Source organism: Novipirellula galeiformis (genome assembly GCF_007860095.1).
Lineage (GTDB): Bacteria > Planctomycetota > Planctomycetia > Pirellulales > Pirellulaceae > Novipirellula > Novipirellula galeiformis.
In genome coordinates, this window is the sequence record NZ_SJPT01000001.1 from 1274310 (window position 1) to 1299171 (window position 24862).

Below are 24862 nucleotides of genomic sequence, written 5' to 3' on the forward strand. Positions count from 1 at the left end.
GAAATGTCTTAGGTGTAAGCGAACTCATCGCGACGGCCGCAATTGGCCGTCGCCTGTTACTCACATTAAGCAGTGCGTCGTTCAACGAACCGAACTTTGACCGGTAGTTTGCTCGCTAGACGAGCAAAACAAACCTTGGCCTGTTGTTCGGTAACACCACTGAGTTCGTATAAAATGGTTCCCGGCTTAACAACCGCGGCCCAGAAATCCGGTTCACCCTTACCCTTACCCATACGAGTTTCCAGCGGAGTGCTGGTAACCGATTTGTTGGGGAAGATTCGAATGTACAGTTTTCCTTCGCCGCGGACGTATTGCTGGGCAGCGATACGACCGGCTTCAATCGTCGTGGCTTTGATCCAACCCGCATCTAGCGATTGAATACCATAGTCACCGAAGACGACTGTGTTGCCGCGCGTCGCGTTACCTTTTATGCGACCTCTTTGGCTTTTTCGATGCTTGACCCGCTTGGGCATCAGCGCCATCGGATTCGTCTCCGTAAGTACCTTGATTAATCCAAACCTGAATCCCGATGTGCCCCTGTGGCGTCACCGCTTCAGTCGTTCCGTAGTCAATTTTCGCTTGCAGGGTGCTCAACGGAATTGAACCCGCAATTTGTTTCTCTCGGCGAGCCATCTCAGCTCCACCTAACCGGCCTGCCAATTGAATCTTGATTCCCTTGGCTCCGGCATCCATCGTCTGTTCGAGCGATCGCTTCATCGTACGACGAAAACTTGATCGTTTGGACAGTTGTTGTGCGATGTCTTCGGCAACCAGCTGTGCTTGCAGTTCCGGGCGACCGACTTCTTCAACCTTCAAGTTGATTCGTCGGCCGATCAGGTTTTGCAATTCCGCTTGAAGGATCTCAATTTCTTGGCCCTTCTTGCCAATGATCAAACCTGGTCGTGCGACGTACAACATCACGCGAACTTCGTCACGCGTACGCTCGATCTCAATGCGATCGATGCCCGCGTTCTTGTATTGTGTTTTCTTGGGATGCTTAGTGATAAACTCTCGCAGCTTGCGATCTTCTACCAACAAGTCCGCGAAGTCCTGCTTCGACGCATACCAACGACTGTTCCAGCCGCGGGTCACGCCTAGTCGAAACGCAATCGGGTTAACTTTTTGACCCATAACTTAGGACTCGTATGTTCTTTCTAACGGGATTGGTTTGTTCCGACCGCTCCTTAGCGTGCCCGAACAATCGATTCGTCAAATCTGTTTGGTTTAAACTTCGTCAATCGGCGTCAAGCCAACGCTGATATGGCTACTTCGCTTTTTGATCATGAACGCGGTTCCGCGAGCACGGGGACGAATGCGTTTCAGCATTGGTCCGCCGTCGATGCGAACATCGGTCAATACCAACTCTTCAATGCGGTGGCTTCGGCCATCGTTTTGATCAGGATCTTGTGCGTTGCCGATTGCACTCTTGATGCACTTCTCAAGCATTCTCGCACCACGTTGTGGTTGAAACTTGAGTGTATCAAGTGCCTCGTCGGCGTACATGCCTCGGACTAAATTCGCCAGAAGTCGCACTTTTTGTGCGCTGATTCTCGCGTTCCGATAGTGTGCTTTGAAACTTGCCATAACTTATCTCGTGTTCGGTTACACCAACGTGTTACTTTTTGCCGCCCTTGCCGCCGTGACCCTTGAAGGTCCGCGTCGGAGCAAATTCGCCTAGCTTGTGTCCTACCATGTCTTCGGACACCAGCACCTTTACATGCTTGCGACCGTCGTGAACCATGAATGTGATATTCACGAATTCAGGGACGATTGTGCAACCACGAGCCCAGGTCTTGATTGGTTCGGCGCGAGCACCATCAAGTTGCTTTTGGACCTTGAAGAACAACTTCGGGTCGACGAACGGGCCTTTTTTGCTGCTACGGCTCATAATCAATCAATTTTTAAATGCCAGACCACAGGGCACCAGTGCCTTGGGCCCAGGGAATATGTTCCTGGTGAATGTCTTACTTGTGTAGCTTCAGTTGACCATAACGGCGGCTCTTACGCCGACGAACGATCGAGCTGTTGCTTGGTTTGCGTTTTTGGCGTGTCGACCCGCCCTTGGCACTCTTGCCCTGAGGACTTACTGGGTGACGACCACCCTTGGTTCGGCCTTCACCACCACCGTGCGGGTGGTCGATCGGGTTCATTGCAGTACCGCGAACGTGAGGGCGTCGGCCCAACCAACGTGAACGACCCGCTTTTCCGAGGCGGACATTCATGTGATCGCTGTTGCCGACTTGACCAATGGTCGCTCGGCAAACGCTAGGGATCCGGCGAATTTCACCGCTTGGCAGTGAAATCTGTGCCCAATCTGCCTCACGAGCCATCAATGTCGCTTGCGTTCCCGCCGATCGACAAAGCGTTGCTCCCCGGCCGGCTCGCAATTCGATGCAGCAAACCGTGGTGCCCAATGGGATGTTCTTCAATGGCAGGCAATTGCCGACTACCGGAGCCGCATCGGGACCGTTGAGCACCGTGGCACCCGCTTTTAAACCCGCAGGAGCGACGACGTAATGCTTTTCGCCATCCGCGTACTTCAGCAATGCGATCCGAGCCGAACGGTTCGGGTCGTATTGAACCGAGTCCACGACTGCCGGCATTCCGTCTTTGTTGCGACGGAAGTCGATGACACGATACATTTGCTTGTGACCGCCACCACGGTGACGTGCGGTGATCTTGCCCTGGTTGTTGCGTCCGCCGGTCTTTCGCTTCTTGCGAAGCAAGTTCCGCTCGGGCTTGGCACCAGGAGTCAACTCGGCAAAGTCGCTTACTGACGCGTTTCGGCGTCCAGCACTTGTCGGTTTGTAGACTCGGATTCCCATGATGATTCAGTCAGCAGTTAACAGTTTGCAGTTTTCAGTTTCGGTTAAAAAGCGGTCGTTGCCGCGATTCTAATGTGCTAGAAGAAGTCGATGCGGTGGTCGGGGCCGAGCTTCACAATCGCCTTCTTCCAATCCGCGGTGCGTCCCGCTCGGAAGCGGTAGCGGCGGGTTTTGCCTTTGCGAGTTTGCGTGCGAACCTTCTCGACCTTTACGTCGAAAAGCGTCTCAACCGCGTTTTTCACATCGAGCTTGGTGGCATCGCGGTGAATCTGGAACGCGTATTGATTGTTGCGGCTTGCCCGGTGTACACCCTTTTCGGTGACGAGCGGGCGAAGCAGAACCTGGTGCGGCTCTAAGTCGATCGCGTTCGCAGGTGCTGGTGGTTTAATATGTGCCATTGTTTCTTCACTCGGCTAAAACATTTGTTGTGCTGCGGTGGCGAGGCGTAGGGTTTTTGCTACGCCGCGCGAGCGGGTTAATCGCTACGGACTCGTTCGTTCGACGTCCTACTCGTCGCTGGCTTGTGGGCCAGCGAACGTGCCGTCCTTGATTTTATCCAAGGCATCCTTGGTCACCAGCATTCGCTTCGGACGCAAAACTTCCAGTGCGTTCAAATCGCGAACCGGGTGGACGCTAACGCCTTGGATGTTGCGGCCACTCTTGTAGACCGTCATGTCCTGGTCAGCGGTTGCAACCAAGGTGCTCGTGCCCTCAAGGCCAAGTGCCTTTAGGATCGTAGCCATCTGTTTCGTCTTGGGGGTGTCGAAACCGAGCGAATCGATTACCAGCACTTCACCATCATCGATCTTGGATCGGATTGCCATACGGGTCGCCAATCGAACTGCCTTTTTGGGCAACCGGTAGCTGTAGTCGCGAGGCTTGACCGTGCGAGCCACGCCACCGCCACGGCGAATGTTGGTTCGCTTGCTGCCGGCACGTGCGTTGCCCGTGCCTTTTTGGCGATACATTTTCTTTGTCGTGCCGCTCACCTGGCCGCGAGTACGAGTGTTGTGTGAGCCTTGGCGTTTGTTCGCCTGGTACATCACCACAACGTCGTGCAGCAATTGCTTGCTGACGCGATTCGCGATTGCTTCAGTGTCGATATCGTATTTACCGACTTCGCTGCCGGTAGCATTGTAAATGGTTAGGGATGCCATCGGATGCTTTAACCCACCTTGTTAGTTTGGCGGACCGAAACGAAACCACCATTGGGACCAGGGATCGCACCACGGACGAGCAACAGATTGTTCTCGGCGTCGATGCGAACCACTTCCAGGTTTCGGACGGTCGTCTTTGTGTTGCCGTATTGGCCAGCCATCGGCAGGCCCTTGAAAACGCGACTTGGTGCCGCTGAGCAGCCGGTGCTGCCCGGGTAACGGTGACATTTCTTGACACCGTGCGACGCACGTTGGCCGGCAAAGTTGTGTCGCTTCATGACACCCGCATAGCCGCGGCCCTTGCTCGTGCCGGTGACGTCGACTTTCTTGACTTCGGCGAACTGGTCGACCGTTACGGCCGTGCCTACTTCGAGGTCGCTTTCGCCTCGGAATTCGCGAATGTATCGTTGCGGCTCGCAACCAGCTTTAGGGGTCGCTTCGACGCCAGCGGCGGCACGCCCCTTGCTTCGCTTGCTGTCTAGCTTCGCGACGTGGCCACGCTCACTGCGGATCGCAAGGCGGCGAGGCTTGTCTTCGAATCCCAGTTGAACCGCACGATAGCCGTCACGCTCTTCGCTGCGAAGTTGCAGTACGTAGCACGGGCCAGCCTGGATGACCGTTACCGGTACCGACGTACCGTCTTCGAGGAAGACCTGAGTCATCCCGACCTTCCTGCCGAGAATTGATGGTGACATATATTTCATCTCGCCCTGCTATTGTGCAGAGCGTCCGTCGTTCGTGTTTGGAACCCAAGATCGCCGAGCCGAACCTTTCATCCCCGGGCTGCGTCGCATTGTCGTGCGGAGCCGGATCCTGTGGTTATCGTCTCGACTTCCGTTCATTTCGGAAACCGTATGCTTCTTAGACTGAGTGCAAAGTTTGCCGCTGGAGTAACTGACAAAGCCTTAGAGGGCTTCGGGAGATCCGCTCTTTTCCAGAACAGCAGTCACTCCGCTTGGCGATTGGCTAACTGGCCTTATCGTGCCGATGCTTTGATTTTGATATCAACGCCAGCGGGAAGACTTAGCTTGTTCAGTGCTTCGATCGTCTTGGCTGTCGCCTGGACAATGTCAATGAGACGCTTGTGCGTCCGGATCTCGTACTGTTGACGAGCTTTTTTGTTTACAAAGGGACCCGAAAGGACCGTGTACCGCTCGACTCGAGTCGGCAACGGGATCGGTCCGTGCACTTCGCTGTGCGTACGCTTTACCGTATCGACGATTTCCTGTGCGCTAATGTCCAGCACAGAGTGATCGTATGCTTCCATACGAATTCGGATAACCTCACTAGCACCGGCTGACACGATTGCAGATCCGTCGAAAAAAGGGTGAAAGGTAATTGAGTGTTTGCTGTCGTTGCGGCCTGTTGTTTTGCCAGGTCGCTCACGATAGAACTCCATTGTCCCAGAGCGAAAAATTTGCCCAGGTGGAAGGCGGAGAATTTACGCGCGATTTCGTTTTGCGTCAACGGCTGTTGAACGTTTAGTGAAATTTCTTTTGATTTTCTTCTGCAGTGGACACTCAGTTTTGGCACTTTGGCACACCGGAGGTCGGGTTTGCGAAGAAGAATAGGGTTATATCGTGTTTTTACATTGATGGTTGGGCTCGTTCCGCTTGCATTGTTGATGATCGCAAGGCAGCTGAGCCCAAGCTCACAGGGGTTGGGGACACACCAGCAGCTCGGGCTGCCCCCTTGTTCGATGCGGTTAATTTTCGGAATTCGCTGTCCCGCGTGCGGGATGACCACCTCTTGGTCTTACTTTACTCGCGGGCAATGGCTCGATAGTGTCCAAGTGAATTCAGGTGGTTTTCTGCTTGCCTTGGTCGCCTGCTTGGGCGTTGTTTTGTCCGTCATTTGTTTGGTGAAGCCCGGTGTTGACTTGATGCGATATCAAAAAGTGGCGGGAATTACGGCACTTTGTATCGCATTGGTCACGTTTGTGGACTGGGCGGTTCGTCTTTATCAATGACGGGAATTGCGGCGTTGCCCAGGGTGACGGCGACTCAGGCTCCGCGCTCTTCACCAAGTGTCTCGTTGGCGAGGCTGCGGCATTCCCCCCCCGTCCATTGCTATCAAGCGGCATTGGTAGGGCTGGGGAGTTTTGGCGGCACGGTCTCTCGGTGCCATTGATTTTTGGGCGTTGCGTCGTTCGTAGCTGGTGACATCCACTGATCTGATTGCTATCGGCGACACGGATGTCGGAATCCAGCTGCTCGTTTGGTATTTTGAAAATCGGTGTGGTAATGGGGATGCGAAAATGCGTATGCAGTGGTTGTGACACTCTTGCTTTTTGAAACGGATCGTGTCGATGGGCCCCATTTGACGTCGATTTGAGTTGTTGATTTGACCGGGGCCATCGGTTCGGTGGTGCGAAAGGATTCGCTAAAATATGAATAAGTCTATATTCGCTAGGTCGGCTACGTGGTTCACGTTTGCGAGTGTGCTGCTCTCGTTGGTTTTGGCGACTCAAGTGGGATGCTTGGGCTTGTTGTCAAACTTTATGCATGCGGTTGGCGCCGACAAAGTTCCTGCCGATTACAAGGATGCCAAGAAGCTTGCCAAGGGGCGGCTTGCGATCGTGACGCTCGCCGATAACAGCGAGTACTCGGACAATATCTCGGCGCGACTTTTGAGCCGAAATGTCCGTGAAATCCTGACGCGAGAGCTCAGCGGCGTGAGTTTGGTTCGCGAAGATGAAATTGCCGATTGGCGAGACAGTAATGGCTGGGATAAAGTGGACTTCGCTGCGATCGGCAAAGGGGTCAAGGCCGATAAAGTGATTGGAATTGAATTGCGGAATTTGCGTCTTCGTGATGGAGCAACCCTTTATCGCGGACGATCCGACGCTACCGTGGTTGTGATCGATGTGCCGACGGGCGAGGTGCTTTATCGTCGCGATTTAGACGAGTACACCTATCCGACCACGGCCGGCCAATACACGAGCGAAACAACCGAATCGCGGTTTCGAAAGCTTTATCTAGGAATGTTGGCGACCCAGATCGGTCGATCGTTCCACGCCTACGATTTTAGCGACACCGTTGCGATCGATGGCGCAATCGCCAGCCAGTGATCACGCCACTTGGGCTCAAGCGGAAGCCGGGCTCAAGCGGAAGCAACTGCGTGTATGTTGGATTAACGCTGAAAAACCGCCGAGGGACGTGTTTGTGAAACGCCGTTAATGCGTTTTGGAATCACGTCGCGGTTTGCGTTCGCTACGCCCATCGGAGCAGGCCGCGGCGACGAGATTTGGCCTCCAGCAACGGGGCCCACTCGCTTGTTAAAACGGCCTTCATTGGCACGTTGTGGCTAGAATTCCAGCGTCCCTTTTCACTCCAGTGTAATTTACTGCTGGAGTCCGGGTGCGTGTGTTTTAAGCTCGAGATGGAGGGGCGATACACGCATGAATCCGCCGCATGGCGGCGGTCGACGGTGCCCTCTGGGCGGCCTATTATAAGTCGCCGACTGGCGGTAACACTGGAGCTTCAGGGGCCATCGCTGCAGCGGCATCGGTTGCCGGATCTTCGACTGCGGTTGGATCTGCCGCGGGAGCCTCCGCCGTGTCTCCAGGGGCCGCAGGAGGGGCGTTGCCATCGGCTGGCGCAGCGACGCTCGCTGGGGCCGCCGCAGGACCCGCAGGAACGATCGGGCTGGCTGCGGGAGCTTCGGGGACGGCATCGGTGGGAGCTTGGGCTGCCTTGTCGGCCGGAATGCCTGACATTTCCCTCGCCGCAGCCTGTTCGATTTCAATCGCGACGGGGCCCGCCATCTCCTTCAAAACTTCGATCTGCGCCACTAACGCTTCCATGAACAAGAGTTCGTCCGCGTTGGATTGATCGTTTAACGACTCCACGACCGCTTTCATGTCGGATAGCCATTTTTCAACAACCACTTTGTCCTTCTCTGCTACCGAGGCAAGCAGTCCAGCGGGGGTTTTGGGGATGCCAAGATTTGGGCTGCCGCTGGCACCGAGGTAGAGTTGTTGGATGATGAAGAGCAGTCGTTTGCGCGACGCAATCACTTCGGGTGCTTGGGGAAGCGCCGTGGTGTTGGCGGATCCGCCGGCGAAGCCTTCCATGTCCATCATCATCATGCCGTCCATCTCCATCTGCGAGCGACCACGGCCTCCGCCGCCAGGCCCCATGGCCATGCCTTCCATACCGCTATCGGCCATCATCATTTCGGGGCCCATCATGCCGTCTTCCATGCCTTCCATGCCTGGCCCTCCCATTCCCATTCTCATTCCATTGCGGCCACCTGAGGGCGTCTTTTTCGGTTTGTCGGTCACTTGCAAATGCGAATCCGGAGACGATGGCTGTAGATTTGCCTGTGTGGGGCGTTCAAGGGATTGCATGCGTTTAAGTTCGTCTTGAAGCGACAACCAAACGCGCGCAGACCAGCTTTCGAGGATGGTGCTGGGCGATTCAACCTGCCCTTGCAGTTCCTTCATTTGCCCGACGCGCGCCGCCGAATAAAGGGCGATTAGGTTAGGCCGTTTCGGATCGGCACTGATGCTAACAAGCTGCTTGGCAAGATCGGGAGCAGCACCGGTGCGGGCGTAATCGAGGATGTCCACTGCATAGCGTTGCAGAAAAGCGTGAGCCTTTTTGCTGCGGTTTTGTGGGACTGGCGCGTCCAGCAACTGAGTCATTAGCTGGGTCAATTTGGTCCGCTCGTCCGGTTTCAGATAATAAAATCCGTAGGTGACATAACGGCGGATTCCATGCAAAGCGGCCGCCCGAATGCCTTCAGCGTTGGCCTCGTCCTCGTAAAGTTGGATCAAAATCGGTAAGCACACCGTGAGCGGCACCGGTGGCTGTTGCTTTATTTGATCGGCCTGTTTGATATCGAGTCGGCCCAAAACGAGCGTCGCGTTGATGCGGGCGATTGGAGCATAATTCCCCTCGGCAACCTGCTTCATCCCGATGTACACCCACTTCAGCATTTCATTCGCTCCGGGAACCCCGCTTCGCTGAGCACGGCTGAGGTAGCCCATCGCGTCTTGAACGCTTTTCGAAACTTCCTCCAGCGCGTCGGGCTGGGTCATCTTCGCAGGCAGATACCGCGTGAAATATGCCTGTGCCACTCGGAGGTCTTTGAAGTTCGCGACGACGTCACGATGGCTTGAAAATGCCGCCGCGGCACGCTCCATCCGCTTGATGGTGTCTTCATTTTTGAATGCATCGATCATAGGGATCGAATCGAATTTCGCTTCTTGGCCTCGGGTTTGCACCCCCATAAACGCCATCGTCACCACTAAAATGGCGAAGAACATACCCACTAAACGTGTCTGGTGGGGCTGCTGCGACAAGTTGATTGCAGTTGCCACGCGAAGAGTCATTCGTTTCACTCGTGAAATGCGGTGCCCACCGATAAATCGGTGTGGTCTGAGATGAGATGGTTTGCTCTATTATCTCAGATTGAGGGCCCAAGCGTCAAACATTCCCGAGGTTCGACTCGAGAAAAAACGTGAAAAACGGACGGTCGGAGGGGCAATGTGTACTTTCATGGCGGATCAAACTCATTGTTGGGGTGAATGATGAAGCGTCCTGCGAAACCTTCGCCGCAGCGGCAACCTCTTGCCGACGCACAACCAGCTCGCAAACCCTCCGTTTCGTCACCGGGGACTCCTGCTAGGGCCGTGCGAGAAAGGGAGCCCACGCCATTCGCCCGAAAGTCGTCGGAGGGGATTTCGCCGCGAGACCCCGATGTCTTGCATCGTTTGGCGGAGGAAGTCGGTTCACGTCGGTTTTCAAGCCAGCAAATCCAGGCTTGGCAGAGTGAGATCTATCAGCAAACGCTCTCGCTCAGTCGTTTGATCAGCCAGCCCAATTTCACCAAAGTCGGCCGCGATGATTTGGTCAGGATGATTCAAATGTACGACGAGCGGTTCTTTGCCGGGAAAATTTTGCCCGCCGCGCGTGCCGAAGGGATCTCCTTTGGGTTTTCATCGCGGATGACGCGAATCGCTGGCAAGCTGGTCACGCACTATCCTGAAGGGATCCATCGCAAGCGGAAATTTGAGCTGATCCTGTCGTCGACGCTGTTATTTCAAACGTTCGAGGATGTCGATCGGCCCGTCGAGGTGACAGGCCGTGTTTGTCGGAATCGACTCGAGGCGATGCAACGCATTGCCGAGCACGAATTCACGCACTTGATCGAGATGTTGATTTGGAACTGCGGGAATTGTAGCGAGAAGCGGTTCCAGTCGATTGCCAGTCGTTATTTTGGACATCGTGATTATCGGCATGATTTGATCACCCAGCGTGAGCGAGCGGTTACGAAATTTGACGTTCGCGTCGGAGATCAAGTGCAATTTGGACATGACGGTCACACGATGTGCGGCCGTGTTAATCGCATCACCCGCCGCGCAACCGTGCTAGTCGAAAATCACAAAGGCCAACCGTTCAGTGACGGTGGCCGCTATGTTCGCTACTACGTGCCGCTCGAGAAGCTAACCAAAGTAAACTGAGCCCAAGGTAAATTAACCTAAGGGCATTCGTAGGGCGTCGTCCCGATCGCGGACTCTCGCTACACCAAAATTTCCTCGACGACACGGCCTGCAACATCGGTCAGGCGGAAATCGCGTCCCGCGTACGGGTAGGTCAAGCGAGTATGATCAATTCCTAGCAAGTGCAAGAGGGTGGCGTGCAGGTCATGCATGTGCACGCGATCGGTCCGAGCGTAGTAGCCGAAATCATCCGTTTCGCCATACGCAAACCCGCTTTTAACTCCGCCTCCGGACAACACCATCGTAAAGCCTTGGGGATTATGGTCTCGCCCATTTTTGCCTTGTACCACGGGGGTTCGGCCGAACTCGCCCCCCCACACCACAAGCGTTTCATCCCATAAGCCACGGCGTTTTAGGTCGCGAATCAGCGCGGCGATCGGCAAGTCGGTCGCCGCTGCGTTTTTGTTGTGACCGTCTTCTAGATTGCCATGTTGGTCCCAAACTTGTCCACTGCTGACACTGATGAATCGCACACCCGCCTCGGCCAATCGACGCGCCAACAAACAACCACGTCCATACGAATCGGTCGTCTTTTCACCGATCCCATAATCTCGTAGCGTCGCCGCGGACTCGTTGTTCAGGTTCATTGCCTCAGGTGCAGCGTTTCGCATTCGCGACGCTAAATCGACCGCTTCGATAGCCCCTTCGATTTCGCGATCCGCACCACTGCGGGCCAAATGCCGCTGGTTCATCGCTTGAATTAGATCGAATCGATCACGCAACGATGCTTCGTCCTCGCGGCTGTCAAGAAACGGAATCTTGCCATCGCCGAACCGCCCGTTGCGTCCGATCACGGTCGCTTGGTGCATCGCCGGCAGAAACGCGGCGCCGTAGTTACGGGGGCCGCCATGCGCCGTCGCGGGCGAGATCGCCACATGCGCCGGCAAGTCGGGATGTCCGCTGCCCAGCGCGTAACTGATCCATGCTCCCACGCTCGGACGCACCAGGTTGTCACTGCCGGTGTTGACCATGCTGACGGCTTGCCCATGCGATTGCCCTTTCGTGTGCATGCTGCGGATCACACACATCGAGTCGATTTCGGATGCCATGTGAGGCAGCAAATCGCTGACCCAAAGTCCCGATTCGCCGCGTTTCTTGAATTTCCACGGTCCGTTCATCAGCGTCGGGGCCGCGTCAATGTTCGGTGGCAAGGCAAAGGGAAGCGGCTTTCCATCCTGCTTCGCCAACATCGGTTTGTAATCGAACGTGTCGATGTGACTCGGCCCACCATGCATGAACAAAAAGATCACGCGTTTGATTCGCGGCGGCACGTGAGGCACCTCGATTGCCGCGGCGGAGCAACGCGAAACAAGCGAAGGTGCCGAAACCATGAGCGACCCCAATCCGATCCCAGCAGCCGTATTGAAGCGTCGTCGTGAAAGAGTCATGTTCGGATCTTGGGTTACGGGCGGGGTGAAATCGAGGCCGGCATGTTCAAGCGGGGTGAGTGTGGTTGAGGGAGATGCTAGTCGAGTAATCGGAATTCGGTCGCGGCAAACATCGCGGCTATAAAGGCATGCCATCGCGAGGTTGAATTCTCGTGGCCAGCGAAAAATGCGGTGGCAATTTCACGGTCCTCCGCCGTCGGCATCCTCTGAAAACAACATCGATAGGCCTCTTCGATCCGCGCCGAAAAATCGGAGTGATTGCTGCAGATTCGCTTCGCCGTCGCCTCGGACCACTGCTTGATTTCGGGGCTGTTGATCAACACCAACGCTTGACCAGGCACATTTGTGGTCGGACGTTTGCCCACCAAAAGGTCGGGATCCGCCGAGTCCAACGCTGTCACCAATGCCGGTACATAACCGCGGACAACCGGCATATACAGCGTGCGGCAGGACTGTGAAAGCAAACCGATCTCGGAGTTGCTGTCGCTGTTGTTGTTCGAAACGAGTGTCCCCATCCCCTTCATCGGTTCATAACGAGGGTTGCGATCGAGTTGGTTCGCGGCGACGAGCATCGTGTCGCGGATCGCTTCGGCGGGCATTCGGCGGCGGTGGACTCGCCAAAGAAGGCGATTTTCAGGATCACTTTCACTCGAAATTGAGTTCATTGATGACGATCGCTGGTAGGCTTGCGTCGTGACGATCCTACGGATCAACGGTTTTAATTGCCAACCACCTCGCAAAAAGTCAGATGCCAGAAAGTCGAGTAATTCAGGGTGTGAGGGACGTTCGCCCTGCACGCCAAAATTATCGACTGTCCGCACGATCCCTTCGCCCATCAGATGCATCCAAACGCGATTGACAAACACGCGAGCCACGAGCGGATTGTCTGGATCGGTCAACCAATCGGCCAATTCCAAACGTCCACTACCCTGAGGGGACGCAATTGTGGCGGTCCCGCCGCTACAGACTTGCAAGAAGCCGCGTTGCACAACGTCGCCCAAGTTGGCCGTCTCGCCGCGAATATGAATCGGGCAGTCCGCAATCGCGTCGCTGCTTCGGTCTCGCGGCGCCATCGCCAAGGGTAGCGGTTCGGGGGGATTCTTTTTCAGTTCCGCGAGCTTCGCTTGAACCTGTTCCCGTTCGCTGCTTTTTTGTTTGACCGCTTGGGCGATGCGAGGATCCGGTTTCGGCTTGCCGTCTGACTCGCTCGTTGCGTCCACCTGCAAGAATTGGATCGCGTCTACAATCACATAGCCATCGGTGTTGGCGTTGCGGATCGTGACGATGGCCTCTTGATCTGCATCGAACTGGAACTCACCCAGCGAATTCCAGATTTCGTCGATGGCCGCTGTTCGTTGGTTAACGAACAGCTCATGATCGCCGCTGGCATCCTTGATCGTGACGGGAACCTGTGACGCACGATTGGAGCTCGGCGAACCTGCTAGCCGGATTTCATAGCGTCCGGACTTCGGCAGAGGCACGGAAAATTGAATCGACAGACTACCTTTGTCCGCGTTGTTATCGTGCACGTATCCTTTGGACACAAAGGTGTGGAAAAGCTTTGAAGCTTTCCATAGACCCGTCTTTTTGCCTGCCTCGTCATCGATCACTAACCCGCGGTGAGTGGTGCGTTCTTTCAGTGCCGACAATTCTTTATCGAGTTGCTTCAAACTATCCTCGAGCGTTCTTTGTTTTTGCGTGTAATCCGCCAAGGCTTTTTTGTGTTTGTCGCTGGTCGGCAGTGGGGTCTTGTTCCACGTGCTGACGTACAGCTGGCTTTCTCCGTTGAGCGTTTGGGTGCTGCGGAAAATTCCGGCTAACGCGTAGTAGTCTCGCATCGGCACAGGATCAAACTTGTGGTCGTGGCAGCGAGCACACCCCAGCGTCAGTCCTAAGAAAGCACGCCCAACGGTGTCGATCTGTTCGTCGACCACATCCATCTCGAGTTTGACTTTGTCGCGTTCACTCAGCATCTTCGTCCCCAACATCAGAAACGTCGTGGCGACCAAGTTGTCCCAACGCTGCGAATCGCTTGACGCGGGTAAAAGGTCGCCGGCGATCTGTTGCTGGATCATTTCGTCAATCGATCGGCCGTCGGCAAACGAGCGAACCAAATAGTCGCGATAACGCCAAGCGTCGTGATGTGTCGCGTTGAAGTCGGCTCCGTTGCTGTCGGCGTACCTCGCAAGATCCATCCAGTGACGAGCCCAATGTTCGGCAAACCCCGTTGAGCTTAGCAGTCGATCGACAATCTGGTTCCAATGTTGTGGGGATGGATCGTGTTGCCACGCTTTTTGTAATTCGAGCCCCGGAGGAAGTCCGGTCAGATCAAAGCAAAGTCGTCGCAGGCGAATTTCCGGAGACGCCAGCTCATTGGCGTCAATCTTCGCTTGCTCGAGTTTCTCATCTAAAAAACAATCGATCGGCGTACTGTGGAAACGATTGGGTTCGCCCGACGCGGAAGTAGCGAGCGTTTTCTGTTTTGATGGGATGGCGATGGGAATCGCCGGAGCTTCGATCGGGCGAAACGCCCAAAATTGTTTGCCCGCTTCGATGTCGATCGCGGGCTTCGATTGAGGAATCGCGAGCGGCTGGTCTCGCGGATCGATCGCTCCTGCAGAAATCCATTGTTCGAAATCCGCGATCACCTTGGCTGGCAATGGTCCTTGGGGCGGCATTTCAGACGATTCGTAGCGGATCGCGGAAATCAACAAACTCGCCTTGGGGTCACCCTGCACAATGGCAGGTCCACTGTCACCGCCGCTTATCATGCCGCCCGAGGAATCCAGTAATAACGATCCGCCAAGATCGTCCGAGCTCGATGAGTGGCACTTGTAGCAATGTTCAACCAGAACGGGGCGGATGCGGCTCTCGAAAAATTCGACCGATCCTGGTTCCTGAGAACACGCAGTAAGCGAACAAAACGCCAACGAAAAAACGAACCCAGCGGTCAAAATGACACGACCATTCATCGAGCTGGGGACTGTAGCCATGGCGTAAGTCTATCGAGTGCAGGGCAGGGATTGACGTGGATGGAGTCGGGATCGGCCGTGGACGCCACTTACGGGTGTTTCGATGCCCTCCTAGGTTAGCACAAACGGTTTATTCCTGCACAATAACAACTGAATTGAAGCTCGCTGCACGTTTTTGTGGCGGTAAGGTCATTACGGATGCGGCCGACCGTTTCCCCTGTTTTGTTCCATCACACCAACGAATTCGATGTCCATGAATATTCTGATTTTGACCGGCGCCGGAATTTCGGCGGAATCGGGCGTGCCCACCTTTCGAGACGCGAATGGGCTATGGGAAGGACATCGGTTCGAGGATGTTGCCACACCCCAAGCGTTCCGGCGCAACCCTTCCTTGGTGCACCATTTTTATAACCAGCGTCGCCGCAGTTTGTTGGACGTTCGGATTCAACCCAATCCTGCTCATCGAGCCCTGGCGGAATTCGAAGCTGAACATCGGGGCGGGTTCTTGCTGGTAACCCAAAATATCGATGACCTGCATGTGCGAGCGGGCAGCAAGAACGTGCTGGCGATGCACGGCGAACTCCTGAAAGCTCGCTGCGAAACCACTGAGGAAATTTTTCCATGGCGTGACGATCTCGATGAAACGACGACAAACCCCAATCACCCCGAATTCATCGGAACGATGCGTCCCCACGTGGTGTGGTTTGGGGAGATGCCCCTGGGGCTCGCACGAATCGAAGAGGCCGCGAGAAACGCAGACCTGTTTATTGCGATCGGAACCTCTGCGGTTGTCTATCCGGCCGCGGGAATCGTCAGACAAACCAAACCCACGTGCCGAAAAATTGAAATCAACCTCGACGCCACCCCAAACTCTTCTGAGTTTGATCAGTCGATTCGAGGGAAGGCCAGCATCGAAGTGCCCGCATTCTTGAAGAGTTTGGCCTCCGGTTGATGCGTTGGATCGAGATCAGAGGGCATTAACCAGAGGGAAAGCGGCTTTCACCTTGACGTGTCACACAGCCGATTTGGGGGCGTCAAGTCAAGGGAGCGAGTGCCAGATTTACTTGATCTTGAAAAGCTCGACTACAAAATGCAGCGTCGCGTTGGGTGGGATCACTCCTCCGGCGCCTCGTGCACCGTACCCGAGTTCCGCGGGGATCTCGAGTTCGATCATGCCTCCTTCGCCGACGAGTTGCAGCCCCTCGGTCCATCCCTTGATCACGCCGCTTAATGGGAATGAGATTTTAGAAGCGCGGCGATACGAACTGTCAAAGATGGATCCATCGTCGAGCCAGCCTTTGTAATGAACCTCGACGCTGTCACTGGCACTGGGGCTTGCGTTATCACTCTTGCGGAGCATGCGGTACTTCAAGCCGGAGTCGGTCGTTATGAATTGCCCATCGGCATCCTCATCGATCGGGCCGGGCTTCTCCTGTTCTTGGGAATCCGCCGGACCGGGTTCAGGCTTCGGACCATCCTTGTCCTCGGGGGCCTCTTCGCCACTGGCGCCGACCGTCATGGAAACAAAAAGCAACAAAAGCAGAGCCGTTTTAAGCATGTGATTCATCCACAAAGTAGAAGCAGGGGGCATACGTGAGCGGCAAATCATATCAAAAATGAAGAATCGCAGGCCGAGTCAATTAGAAATCGCAGTTGCAAGTTCAGGTGCACTGCCATGCTCCGCCCATGTTTTGTGCCCTGCCATCCCGCTCACATGCGTGACGTTTTGATTCACGTCTCCGAAACCTACCGTGGAAAGGTCAAAACGAACGACGTCACTTCAGTGGAGGCATCGGAGTGTTCCGAATGAAATGTGCAAGTTCACGGTCATCAAGCACGCCGAGGTCGCAAACGCGGCCAAGCCTCGCCGAAGGAAACTTCTGGCTTAGTCTGATTGAACCCAAACTCTGGGAGGGGCGGTACTTTGCGAGGAGAAGGTTTGAGGTAGACCGAAGCGTTACAGACGACATGCGAGATCAAAGAACCCTCCCCGCTTGTTTCACGCGTCCCACCTGAAATTAGAATTCACCTTCCCCTTGGGGAGGTCAGAGTCGGCAATAGCCGGCTCTGGTTGGGGGCGTTGAGTTGGAAGTGGATCGTGCAAGCATCGTTTCCCACCATCCCCGGCCCCATGGTGCGGACTTCCCGTCCCAGCCGGGAAGGTGAAATATCACGAGGCAAACGGAACGGGAGCGTTACCGTCGGCGCATAAAAAAACTCTCTTGCAGCAAAGCTACAAGAGAGTTTTAAAAATCCGGCAATACCTACTTTCACGCTGGTATGCACTATCATCGGCTCAGAAAGCTTGACTTCTGTGTTCGGGATGGGAACAGGTATGACCTTTCTGATATGGTCGCCGGAAAGACACACTTACGGGTATTTCACCGCAAGTGCGCCGAGTTGTTTGGTAGCTGTTATTGTATCTGAAAGAGTTTTCTTAAACTTCGTCGAAGCCATGTATCCCTATAGAACATGAGTGCGGGATATCGATGGCCAAACTTTCGCCCGTTAGTACTGGTTAGCTTAATACCTTACGGTACTTACACGCCCAGCCTATCAACCAAGTCGTCTTCTTGGGGGCTTTCGACTAATGTCTACGAATCCTAATCTTGGAGCGGGCTTCACGCTTAGATGCTTTCAGCGTTTATCCGTTCCGAAGTTAGCTATCCAGCCGTGCCGCTAGCGCGACAACTGGTACACCAGAGCTTCGTCCAACTAAATCCTCTCGTACTAAAGTTGAACCTCCTCAAGATTCGTACGCCCACGGCAGATAGGGACCGACCTGTCTCACGACGGTCTGAACCCAGCTCACGTACCACTTTCATTGGCGAACAGCCAAACCCTTGGGAGCTTCTACACCCCCAGGATGTGATGAGCCGACATCGAGGTGCCAAACCGCATCGCCGCTGTGGACGCTCGGATGCGATAAGCCTGTTATCCCCGGAGTACCTTTTATCTGATGAGCGATAACCCTTCCATTCGGGATTACCGGATCACTAAGACCTACTTTCGTACCTGCTCGACTTATGGGTCTCGCAGTCAAGCACACTTCTAACTTTACTCTCTTCGCCTGATTACCGACCAGGCTGAGTGTACCTTTGCACTCCTCCGTTACTCTTTGGGAGGAGACCGCCCCAGTCAAACTGCCCGACTGACATTGTCCTTCGCCCTGATTCAAGGGATCGAAGTTAGAATTAAAATATAACCAGGCTGGTATTTCAACGACGGCTCCTTCGACACTAGCGTGCCGATCTCAAAGCCTCCCAGCTATCCTACACAAATTATATCTCAACCCAATATCAGCCTACAGTAAAGGTTCACGGGGTCTTTCCGTCTAACCGCGGGTATGTGGCATCTTCACCACAACTACAATTTCACCGGGTCTGTGGTTGAGACAGTGCTCCAATCGTTACGCCTTTCATGCAGGTCGGAACTTACCCGACAAGGAACTTCGCTACCTTAGGACCCTCATAGTTAGGGCCGCCGTTTATTGGGGCTTCGGTCGCCAGCTTCGCTCCGAAGAGCTAACCGTCTTCCTTAACCTACCAACACCGGGCAGGCGTCAGACTCTATACATCCACTTGCGTGTTAGCAGAGTCCTGTGTTTTTGATAAACAGTCGTTAGAGCCGATTTTCTGTGGCCCACTTGCGTGGGCGCCCCTTATCGCGAACTTACGGGGCCATTTTGCAGAGTTCCTTAACCACAGTTCTCCCGAGCGCCTTAGAATTCTCATCTCGCCTACCTGTGTCAGTTTTAGTACGGTCAGTTGCTTAACTTCGCAGCTTTTCTTGGACGTCCTTCCAATGACTTCGAGAACTTAAACGCTCTCGAGCTATACCTTGGCTTATGTCGGGTCTTTTAATCCCCAACACCTCAGTGGTCGCTACGGACATTTCTATTCGTACCGCTCACTTTCCGGACGCCGTCCCTGCGATTAGATACACAACCGGCACAGGAATATTGACCTGTTATCCATCCCCTACGCCTTTCGGCCTCGGGTAAGGTACCGGCTAACCCTGGGCGGATTTGCCTTCCCCAGGAAACCTTAGGCTTTCGGCGAATAGGATTCTCACCTATTTTATCGTTACTCATTCCGGCATAATCACCCGATGACGCCAACACCGCTCGTTACCGTACGGCTTGTATCTCGTCATCGGCGCTCTCCTACCACTTTAACCCGAAGGTTAAAATCCGCTGCTTCGGTGTTTTACTTACTCCCGTTCATTATCGGCGCAGAAATGCTCGACTGGTAAGCTGTTACGCACTTTTTAAATGGTGGCTGCTTCTAAGCCAACATCCCAGCTGTCACGGCATTCCAACTTCCTTAGTGACTAAGTAAAACTTCGGGACCTTAGCAGGCGATCTGGGTTGTTTCCCTCTCGACCCTGGAGCTTATCCCCCAGGGACTGACTGCCGCGGTACGGTCACCGGTATTCGGAGTTTGGTTCGGTGGGGTACCCCGGGAAGGGCCCCCATCCGATTCAGTATCTCTACCCCCGGTAACTAATTTACACGACGCTATCCCTCAAGATATTTCGGAGAGAACGAGCTATCTCCTGGTTTGATTACACTTTCAGTCCTCCCCACAAGTCATCCCCTCAGTTTTCAACCTAAGTGGGTTCGGTCCTCCACGCAGTTTAACCCGCGCTTCAACCTGCTCATGGGTAGATCACACAGGTTTCGCGTCTGCAGCAAACGACATATTTCGCCCTATTCAGACTCGGTTTCCCTTGGGCTTCGTTCCGTAAGAACTTAACCAAGCCGTTTACCACAACTCGCCGGATCATTATGCAAAAGGCACGCCGTCACACATTAAAATAGTGCTCCGACCGCTTGTAGGCACATGGTTTCAGGTTCACATTCCTCCCCTAGCAGGGGTTCTTCTCACCTTTCACTCACGCTACTGGTACGCTATCGGTCGTTAGAGAGTATTTAGCCTTACGGGATGGTCCCCGTGGATTCAGTCCAGGTTTCACGTGACTGGACCTACTCAGGTGCTCCTATGGTGCATGCTTATTTTCGTGTACGGGGCTGTCACCCGCTATGGCGATCCTTCCCAGAATCTTCCACTAACAACACACAATCCAATATCGAAGTCCTACAACCCCGCGAAGGAAACCTTCACGGTTTGGGCTATACCGATTTCGCTCGCCGCTACTGACGGTATCGATTTTTCTTTCTCTTCCTCTGGTTACTTAGATGTTTCAGTTCACCAGGTTGTAACTAACCTGCCTATGAATTCAGCAGGCAGCAATCGGGTATCCCGGGATCATCGCTTGTTTGTCAACTCCCCCAGGCATTTCGCAGACTTCCACGCCCTTCATTCTTCTAACGCCAAGACATCCCCCATGTGCCCTTAATAGATTGGCCATCGAAATCCCGAACTCAAAAGTGTTTGACCACAATCAAGCGCGACAAATCGTTGGTTTCTATGGTTAACGATATCACATGTGGTGATTGCTGCTTTACTCCACCCACTCCGAAGAGAAGGCTTCACTGACTACAGCAATCACGTTGCACAGAATCCTATAAGAATACATTCTCGCCAACGCTTTCCATTGCGACCCGCACAGTAAACTGCGTGAATCGAACTTAGGCGTTGGCAACGCTTCTCAGAACTTGTTTTCACTTCTCTCGCTTTGAAACAGAGCCTCCCAAGACTTAGCCTTGAGCTGAACTGCCCTTTGCGAGTGTAGTGCTCTTTCAGATGCCAACTACCAAACAACCAAATTGTCAAATATCAATGCGTTGCGTTCGAGTGTAAGTCGATAGTGCAACGGACGCTGCCTTGTGAGCAGCCGGTTGACGTCATCTTTGGAAGGCGAGCAAGTCGCGTTCCGTTCTTGGCGTCAGCCGGTCGTTCACAAGTGAGGGCGAAGAATACTGTTGAAGGTTTTCTTCGTCAACCTCGTTTTGAGAAGCTTTTTAAAGTTTCTTAAAACTTAGTTGATTCGCTTGAGACTCGTGTTTTCGGGGCACCGAGGTGTCCGTTGAACGCTTGTCTCAGGCAGGAAGGAAGGATATCGATTTCGAACCTGGGGTCAACCTCTGTTTGAGGAAAAGTTCAGGTTTTGTTCGTGTCGTTTGAATCTTTCAAGAAGAATGATTCTCTGGACACTTTCGTATCTTTCACTTCACCTGAATCACTTGCGTGATTCAGGCTAGTGGAGGTAGACGGACTTGAACCGACGGCCTCCTGCGTGCAAAGCAGGCGCTCTCCCAACTGAGCTATACCCCCGAGGCGATTTGTGAAGTTTGCATAGTGAGCGGACTGACGTCAAGCTGACTAATTAAGAACTTCTTAAATCGCTTCTAATTAACTCTTCACTTCTCTAAGTGGGCGTACCAGAACTCGAATCTGGGACCTCGTCGTTATCAGCGACGCGCTCTAACCAACTGAGCTATACGCCCGAATTGTTTTGTTTCAGCAAGTCGCTAGGCGACCGCTGCTGTTTCAATTCACCTCCTGGAGTTCGCATTCGGTAGTTGATCGTTACCGCGAATGTTCCAAGAGGGGCAAAGTTTACGCAAACTACGTCGGCTGTCAAAGGGAAGAGATGCCTCTAACAGACAAATTCGTTGCTTTTCTCTTTTTGACCTCCTTACCAACCGCTGTTTTGGCTTCGATTGGCTCACCAAAGTACCGTTTCAGTTGTTGGCTGAAGTGTCAATTCCTCTCGTGAGACCTTTTCTTCGACCAGCCTTGCGTCGGTTCTTAACCAATCTCGATGAATTTGATCGGTTTCTTGTTTTTGGTCGGTGGAGCTTGTCAGCGATCGGGCCCCTGGAACGCGGCATCACGTGGTGATTTGGCGAGTTGGGCCGCGTTTGCCGGGGATCCGCGGTGCGTTCGGTGTGGCGGCTCGGCCATCGATGATGGCTGAGACCCGGGGGCGTTCCAGATTCAAGCGGGTTCAGCCAGACGCGGTTAATAAAAATCGACGCTTTAAAAATCGACATTCCCACCGGGGGCTAGGTTCGGGCACAATAATTGGTATTGCTGTGAAAGCGAAAGGCCGGAAAGATCCGGCTAAAATTCGAAACTCCGCAGGCAATCTTTCAAATACACGGTTCCTGGCGGCACCCTCCTACAACTCTTTGATGGAATGTTTGGCATGATGGATCTCCCCCCTCCCGGACGGTTTGTTCGTTATCGAACCGGCTTCATTGGTATGGTTGAATCGATTTCTTCCCCGAAATGCCTGACGAAAGCGACGTCGACGATGACGTTGGTTGCGGCAGGTTTGTTGGCATTGCCGATGACTCCAGCCGTGGCTGCGACTCCTTCGGCCAAGGATGCGCTGCAGTTGAAGCCGGTTCAGGCCGATGTCGAATACGAGCAAGTGGAGGCGTCTGAGGTTGCGAAATGCACCGTGACGGATTTAGAGCACAACGATTGGTCCGGTTGGGAAGTGCGGGCGGGCGATGGAACTTTGCTGCGTCGATTTGCCGACACTAACGACGACAACAAAGTCGATATGTGGTGCTATTTCAATTTTGGAATCGAGGTTTATCGGGATATTGATCGTGATTTTAACACAAAAGCCGATGAATACCGCTGGTTTGGTACCGCTGGTACTCGCTGGGGATTGGATGAAAACGAAGACGGCAAGATCGACGCTTGGAAGCAAATTTCCCCCGAGGAAGTGACCGCGGAAGTGGTTGCGGCCCTACGCGATCGCGATGTGGCACGCTTCACCCGTTTGATGGTCACCGGCAAAGATCTCGAGTCGATCGGGGTGGGCAGCGAGACGATGCGGCGATTAGGCGGGAAGGCCACTCTCGCGGTTCAAAAGTTTGGTGAGTTTGCAAAATCTCAAAAGGCCGTCGGACGCGACGCAAAATGGGTTCAATTTGCAGCTGCCACTCCCGGGGTTGTTCCCAGTGGAACCGCGGGATCGAGCAAAGATATCACCGTGTATGAGAACGCGGTCGCCATGTTCGAAGACGCAGACGGTAGCGGTCAACTGTTGGTCGGAACGATTGTTCGCGTCGGTGATGCTTGGCGAATTGTCGATTTACCATCGATTGGGGAAGACGGCGAGGCGGTCGCTCAATCATCGGGAAACTTTTTTACCCCTGGAGGGATGGGAGGATCCGCGGCGAATCTGAACTCGGGAATCGGAGCTCAATCCCAACAATTGGTCACGGAGCTCGAAGAAATCGATCGCAAGCTCGCCACGACCAGCAATCCCAAGGACTTGGCCAAGCTTCATGAAGGACGGGCCCAATTGGTGTCGCGTTTAATTCGAGCCACTGAGAACCCAAGCGAGCGAGATGCGTGGACGCGTCAGTTGATCGATACCGTCAGTATGGCGACGCAAAGCGGGGCATATCCCGATGGAATTAAGCAATTGAAAGCGATCGTCACCTCACTGGGGGACAACAACGAGTCGCTAAAGGCCTATGCGGAATACATGATGATCGGCTCTGAATATGCGCTGCGTCAAACTCCCGATGCCGATTTTGCGGAAGTCCAGAAATGGTATTTGGAAACCTTGATCGATTTTGTCGATCGCTACCCACGGATGCCAGAATCGGCTCAAGCGATGTTGCAATTAGCACTCAGCAAAGAGTTTGAAGACAAAGAGAGCGAAGCCCTGGGCTACTACAAAAAGGCTGCCGAGGCATTTCCAGGTTCCGACACGTCGGAGAAAGCCGAAGGAGCCGTTCGTCGCCTCGAATCGGTGGGCCAAGTGATCGATCTGCAAGGGCTGTCGATCGATGGTAAACCATTCAAGCTCTCACAACTGCGTGGTCGTCCCGTGGTGTTGCACTACTGGGCGACCTGGTGCGAGCCATGCAAGCAGGACATGAAGCTGTTGCGTGGTTTGCAGGCGCGTTATCAGAAGGCCGGGTTGCAGCTTGTCGGCGTGAATGTCGATGCGACTCGCGAAATGGCTAAGGGATTTTTGAAGGAGACTCCCCTGCCCTGGATCCAATTGTTCGACGACGGGGGACTCGAATCGAGTGACCTTGCTAAAGCGTTTGGCGTCCAGACCTTGCCTACAATGATGTTAATCGATGAGCGAGGCCGAGTGGTTCGTCACAATGTTCGCGCTGCCGAGCTCGAAAGCGAACTCGAGAAAATGACGAAGAAGTAGACTTCCGCAGCCTTGGTGGCCGAATGCCTTCGTGGGTTTCGCCAATCCAATGAGTTTGCCGTCAAATGACAGCCGCTTGGATCTCAGCTCGAGAATCAGGCGGCTTTTTTTGTGGACGCAACGCTCTTCTTAACGTTTCGTTACCCCGCGAGCTTCGTTGCCCGAGAGGCGGGCACTCTTGTAAAACACCCCTCGCATTCCTTGTTGCGGCGGGCGAATGCCCCTCCCAATTCCTCGCTTGTTGTGATGTCTGATCTTGGTGCAGCGGTCCTTGTGCGCGGTTATGCTATGAATTCGGCTACGGTACTCGGTCGTCGTTTCCGCTTCTATACTTGCTGGGCAACCCTGCGACGATGAATCGGCAGCGATGGTGGTTGCTCCTTCTCGAAGTCACTTTTCGATCAGGTAATAAACGCGATGGGCAAGCGGGATGATCTTCTTCGTCAATTAAAAAAGGCCGATCGACGACGTGGTCGCCGTACGTCTAGTACCGCGGCGTCGAACGATTCGGGGCGTCAGAGTCCTGGGGCGAGTGACGCTGCGGACCAGGTGGATGTGACGGCATTGATCGTTTCCGATGTGCTCGCGTTTGCACATTCAGAGAAAGGTTGTCGAGATCCCCAGGTCGTTTCCGCGCTGCGTTCATTGCTACGGGGGTCTGACCCAACGGTGCCCGTTGCACGTGGTTTACGCGATCAGATACAGCTCATCGCGGATCGTCCCGACGTCAACCTTCGCGACTTTCGCAGCTCGGTCAAAGGCCTTTTGGAACAAGCAGCGCAGTTCGATCGCGAGGCAGGCAATGACGACCGCTTTTTGAATTATTTAGCAGTGTTAATCGAGTAAGCCAGTGTTAATCGAGTAAGCCAGCGTTAATCGAGTAAGCCAGCGTTAATCGAGTAAGCCA

Annotated in this window: 19 protein-coding genes, 2 tRNA genes and 2 rRNA genes; 6 read left to right on the forward strand and 17 right to left on the reverse strand. The window is 54.1% G+C overall.

Annotated elements, in window-relative coordinates; all coding sequences use genetic code 11:
* Positions 1-65 precede the first annotated feature (65 nt).
* The 9 genes from rplP to rpsJ form a co-directional block, all read right to left on the reverse strand.
* Positions 66-482 carry a 50S ribosomal protein L16 gene (rplP, locus tag Pla52o_RS04665; protein ID WP_146593365.1) on the reverse strand — a complete coding sequence of 139 codons (417 nt, stop codon included), beginning with the start codon at positions 480-482 and terminating at the stop codon, positions 66-68.
* Entirely contained in the window at positions 421-1131 is a 711-nt protein-coding gene (gene rpsC / locus Pla52o_RS04670) for a 30S ribosomal protein S3 (protein ID WP_146593366.1), read from the reverse strand. Before rpsC ends, rplP begins: the two co-directional genes overlap by 62 nt.
* A gap of 93 nt (positions 1132-1224) precedes the next feature.
* Positions 1225-1584, reverse strand: coding sequence for a 50S ribosomal protein L22 (gene rplV / locus Pla52o_RS04675; RefSeq protein ID WP_146593367.1), 360 nt, complete (start codon positions 1582-1584; stop codon positions 1225-1227).
* A gap of 31 nt (positions 1585-1615) precedes the next feature.
* Positions 1616-1888 carry a 30S ribosomal protein S19 gene (rpsS, locus tag Pla52o_RS04680; RefSeq protein WP_146593368.1) on the reverse strand — a complete coding sequence of 91 codons (273 nt, stop codon included), beginning with the start codon at positions 1886-1888 and terminating at the stop codon, positions 1616-1618.
* 76 nt (positions 1889-1964) lie between these two features.
* A complete protein-coding gene (rplB, locus tag Pla52o_RS04685; RefSeq protein ID WP_146593369.1) occupies positions 1965-2825 on the reverse strand; it encodes a 50S ribosomal protein L2 in 861 nt (286 codons plus the stop codon).
* 77 nt (positions 2826-2902) lie between these two features.
* Positions 2903-3223, reverse strand: coding sequence for a 50S ribosomal protein L23 (gene rplW, locus Pla52o_RS04690; protein WP_146593370.1), 321 nt, complete (start codon positions 3221-3223; stop codon positions 2903-2905).
* Between the two features lie 108 nt (positions 3224-3331).
* Complete coding sequence (rplD, locus tag Pla52o_RS04695) at positions 3332-3982, reverse strand: 50S ribosomal protein L4 (protein ID WP_146593371.1); 651 nt, start codon at positions 3980-3982, stop codon at positions 3332-3334.
* Between the two features lie 8 nt (positions 3983-3990).
* Positions 3991-4644 (reverse strand): 50S ribosomal protein L3, encoded by a 654-nt coding sequence (gene rplC, locus Pla52o_RS04700; protein ID WP_231612111.1) that lies wholly within the window; start codon positions 4642-4644, stop codon positions 3991-3993.
* A 314-nt stretch (positions 4645-4958) separates the two neighbouring features.
* Positions 4959-5285 (reverse strand): 30S ribosomal protein S10, encoded by a 327-nt coding sequence (gene rpsJ, locus Pla52o_RS04705; protein WP_146593373.1) that lies wholly within the window; start codon positions 5283-5285, stop codon positions 4959-4961.
* Between the two features lie 396 nt (positions 5286-5681).
* Here rpsJ and Pla52o_RS27310 point away from each other — a divergent pair, with 396 nt between their 5' ends.
* A complete protein-coding gene (locus tag Pla52o_RS27310) occupies positions 5682-5951 on the forward strand; it encodes a DUF2752 domain-containing protein (RefSeq protein ID WP_261343333.1) in 270 nt (89 codons plus the stop codon).
* A gap of 420 nt (positions 5952-6371) precedes the next feature.
* On the forward strand, positions 6372-7052 hold the full coding sequence (locus Pla52o_RS04715) for a hypothetical protein (protein ID WP_146593374.1): 681 nt from the start codon (positions 6372-6374) through the stop codon (positions 7050-7052).
* Positions 7053-7430: 378 nt separating this feature from the next.
* Here the strand turns inward: Pla52o_RS04715 and Pla52o_RS04720 are convergent, their stop codons facing one another.
* The gene (locus Pla52o_RS04720; RefSeq protein ID WP_146593375.1) at positions 7431-9308 is read right to left on the reverse strand and encodes a hypothetical protein; all 1878 of its coding nucleotides are present in this window, start codon (positions 9306-9308) and stop codon (positions 7431-7433) included.
* A gap of 207 nt (positions 9309-9515) precedes the next feature.
* Here Pla52o_RS04720 and Pla52o_RS04725 point away from each other — a divergent pair, with 207 nt between their 5' ends.
* Positions 9516-10451: a hypothetical protein gene (locus Pla52o_RS04725; protein WP_231612081.1), complete on the forward strand. Its 936-nt coding sequence runs from the start codon at positions 9516-9518 to the stop codon at positions 10449-10451.
* A gap of 59 nt (positions 10452-10510) precedes the next feature.
* Here Pla52o_RS04725 and Pla52o_RS04730 read toward each other — a convergent pair whose 3' ends face one another.
* Positions 10511-11878: a DUF1501 domain-containing protein gene (locus Pla52o_RS04730; RefSeq protein WP_146593376.1), complete on the reverse strand. Its 1368-nt coding sequence runs from the start codon at positions 11876-11878 to the stop codon at positions 10511-10513.
* A gap of 77 nt (positions 11879-11955) precedes the next feature.
* Positions 11956-14871 carry a DUF1553 domain-containing protein gene (locus Pla52o_RS04735; protein WP_231612082.1) on the reverse strand — a complete coding sequence of 972 codons (2916 nt, stop codon included), beginning with the start codon at positions 14869-14871 and terminating at the stop codon, positions 11956-11958.
* Between the two features lie 232 nt (positions 14872-15103).
* On the opposite strand from Pla52o_RS04735, the gene Pla52o_RS04740 reads away from it, so the two are divergent.
* Positions 15104-15802 carry an SIR2 family NAD-dependent protein deacylase gene (locus Pla52o_RS04740; RefSeq protein ID WP_146593377.1) on the forward strand — a complete coding sequence of 233 codons (699 nt, stop codon included), beginning with the start codon at positions 15104-15106 and terminating at the stop codon, positions 15800-15802.
* Positions 15803-15910: 108 nt separating this feature from the next.
* On the opposite strand, the gene Pla52o_RS04745 is transcribed toward Pla52o_RS04740, so the two are convergent.
* From Pla52o_RS04745 to Pla52o_RS04765, 5 genes are all read right to left on the reverse strand, one after another.
* Positions 15911-16408: an FKBP-type peptidyl-prolyl cis-trans isomerase gene (locus Pla52o_RS04745; protein ID WP_231612083.1), complete on the reverse strand. Its 498-nt coding sequence runs from the start codon at positions 16406-16408 to the stop codon at positions 15911-15913.
* 694 nt (positions 16409-17102) lie between these two features.
* Positions 17103-17211, reverse strand: a 5S ribosomal RNA gene (gene rrf / locus Pla52o_RS04750).
* A gap of 128 nt (positions 17212-17339) precedes the next feature.
* Positions 17340-20221: ribosomal RNA gene (locus tag Pla52o_RS04755) — 23S ribosomal RNA — on the reverse strand.
* 795 nt (positions 20222-21016) lie between these two features.
* A tRNA-Ala gene (locus Pla52o_RS04760) sits at positions 21017-21089 on the reverse strand.
* A gap of 99 nt (positions 21090-21188) precedes the next feature.
* Positions 21189-21262, reverse strand: a tRNA-Ile gene (locus Pla52o_RS04765).
* Positions 21263-21966: 704 nt separating this feature from the next.
* On the opposite strand from Pla52o_RS04765, the gene Pla52o_RS04770 reads away from it, so the two are divergent.
* On the forward strand, positions 21967-23955 hold the full coding sequence (locus Pla52o_RS04770; RefSeq protein ID WP_231612084.1) for a redoxin family protein: 1989 nt from the start codon (positions 21967-21969) through the stop codon (positions 23953-23955).
* A 417-nt stretch (positions 23956-24372) separates the two neighbouring features.
* Complete coding sequence (locus Pla52o_RS04775; RefSeq protein WP_146593379.1) at positions 24373-24801, forward strand: hypothetical protein; 429 nt, start codon at positions 24373-24375, stop codon at positions 24799-24801.
* Positions 24802-24862 lie beyond the last annotated feature (61 nt).

Excerpts from the sequence above, each read along its gene's own strand:
- rplP (WP_146593365.1), bottom strand. The coding sequence starts at position 482 with ATGGCGCTGATGCCCAAGCGGGTCAAGCATCGAAAAAGCCAAAGAGGT.
- rpsC (WP_146593366.1), bottom strand. The coding sequence starts at position 1,131 with ATGGGTCAAAAAGTTAACCCGATTGCGTTTCGACTAGGCGTGACCCGC.
- rplV (WP_146593367.1), bottom strand. The coding sequence starts at position 1,584 with ATGGCAAGTTTCAAAGCACACTATCGGAACGCGAGAATCAGCGCACAA.
- rpsS (WP_146593368.1), bottom strand. The coding sequence starts at position 1,888 with ATGAGCCGTAGCAGCAAAAAAGGCCCGTTCGTCGACCCGAAGTTGTTC.
- rplB (WP_146593369.1), bottom strand. The coding sequence starts at position 2,825 with ATGGGAATCCGAGTCTACAAACCGACAAGTGCTGGACGCCGAAACGCG.
- rplW (WP_146593370.1), bottom strand. The coding sequence starts at position 3,223 with ATGGCACATATTAAACCACCAGCACCTGCGAACGCGATCGACTTAGAG.
- rplD (WP_146593371.1), bottom strand. The coding sequence starts at position 3,982 with ATGGCATCCCTAACCATTTACAATGCTACCGGCAGCGAAGTCGGTAAA.
- rplC (WP_231612111.1), bottom strand. The coding sequence starts at position 4,644 with ATGACTCAGGTCTTCCTCGAAGACGGTACGTCGGTACCGGTAACGGTC.
- Pla52o_RS27310 (WP_261343333.1), top strand. The coding sequence starts at position 5,682 with ATGCGGTTAATTTTCGGAATTCGCTGTCCCGCGTGCGGGATGACCACC.
- Pla52o_RS04715 (WP_146593374.1), top strand. The coding sequence starts at position 6,372 with ATGAATAAGTCTATATTCGCTAGGTCGGCTACGTGGTTCACGTTTGCG.
- Pla52o_RS04725 (WP_231612081.1), top strand. The coding sequence starts at position 9,516 with ATGATGAAGCGTCCTGCGAAACCTTCGCCGCAGCGGCAACCTCTTGCC.
- Pla52o_RS04730 (WP_146593376.1), bottom strand. The coding sequence starts at position 11,878 with ATGACTCTTTCACGACGACGCTTCAATACGGCTGCTGGGATCGGATTG.
- Pla52o_RS04735 (WP_231612082.1), bottom strand. The coding sequence starts at position 14,871 with ATGGCTACAGTCCCCAGCTCGATGAATGGTCGTGTCATTTTGACCGCT.
- Pla52o_RS04740 (WP_146593377.1), top strand. The coding sequence starts at position 15,104 with ATGAATATTCTGATTTTGACCGGCGCCGGAATTTCGGCGGAATCGGGC.
- Pla52o_RS04745 (WP_231612083.1), bottom strand. The coding sequence starts at position 16,408 with ATGCTTAAAACGGCTCTGCTTTTGTTGCTTTTTGTTTCCATGACGGTC.
- Pla52o_RS04770 (WP_231612084.1), top strand. The coding sequence starts at position 21,967 with ATGATGGATCTCCCCCCTCCCGGACGGTTTGTTCGTTATCGAACCGGC.
- Pla52o_RS04775 (WP_146593379.1), top strand. The coding sequence starts at position 24,373 with ATGGGCAAGCGGGATGATCTTCTTCGTCAATTAAAAAAGGCCGATCGA.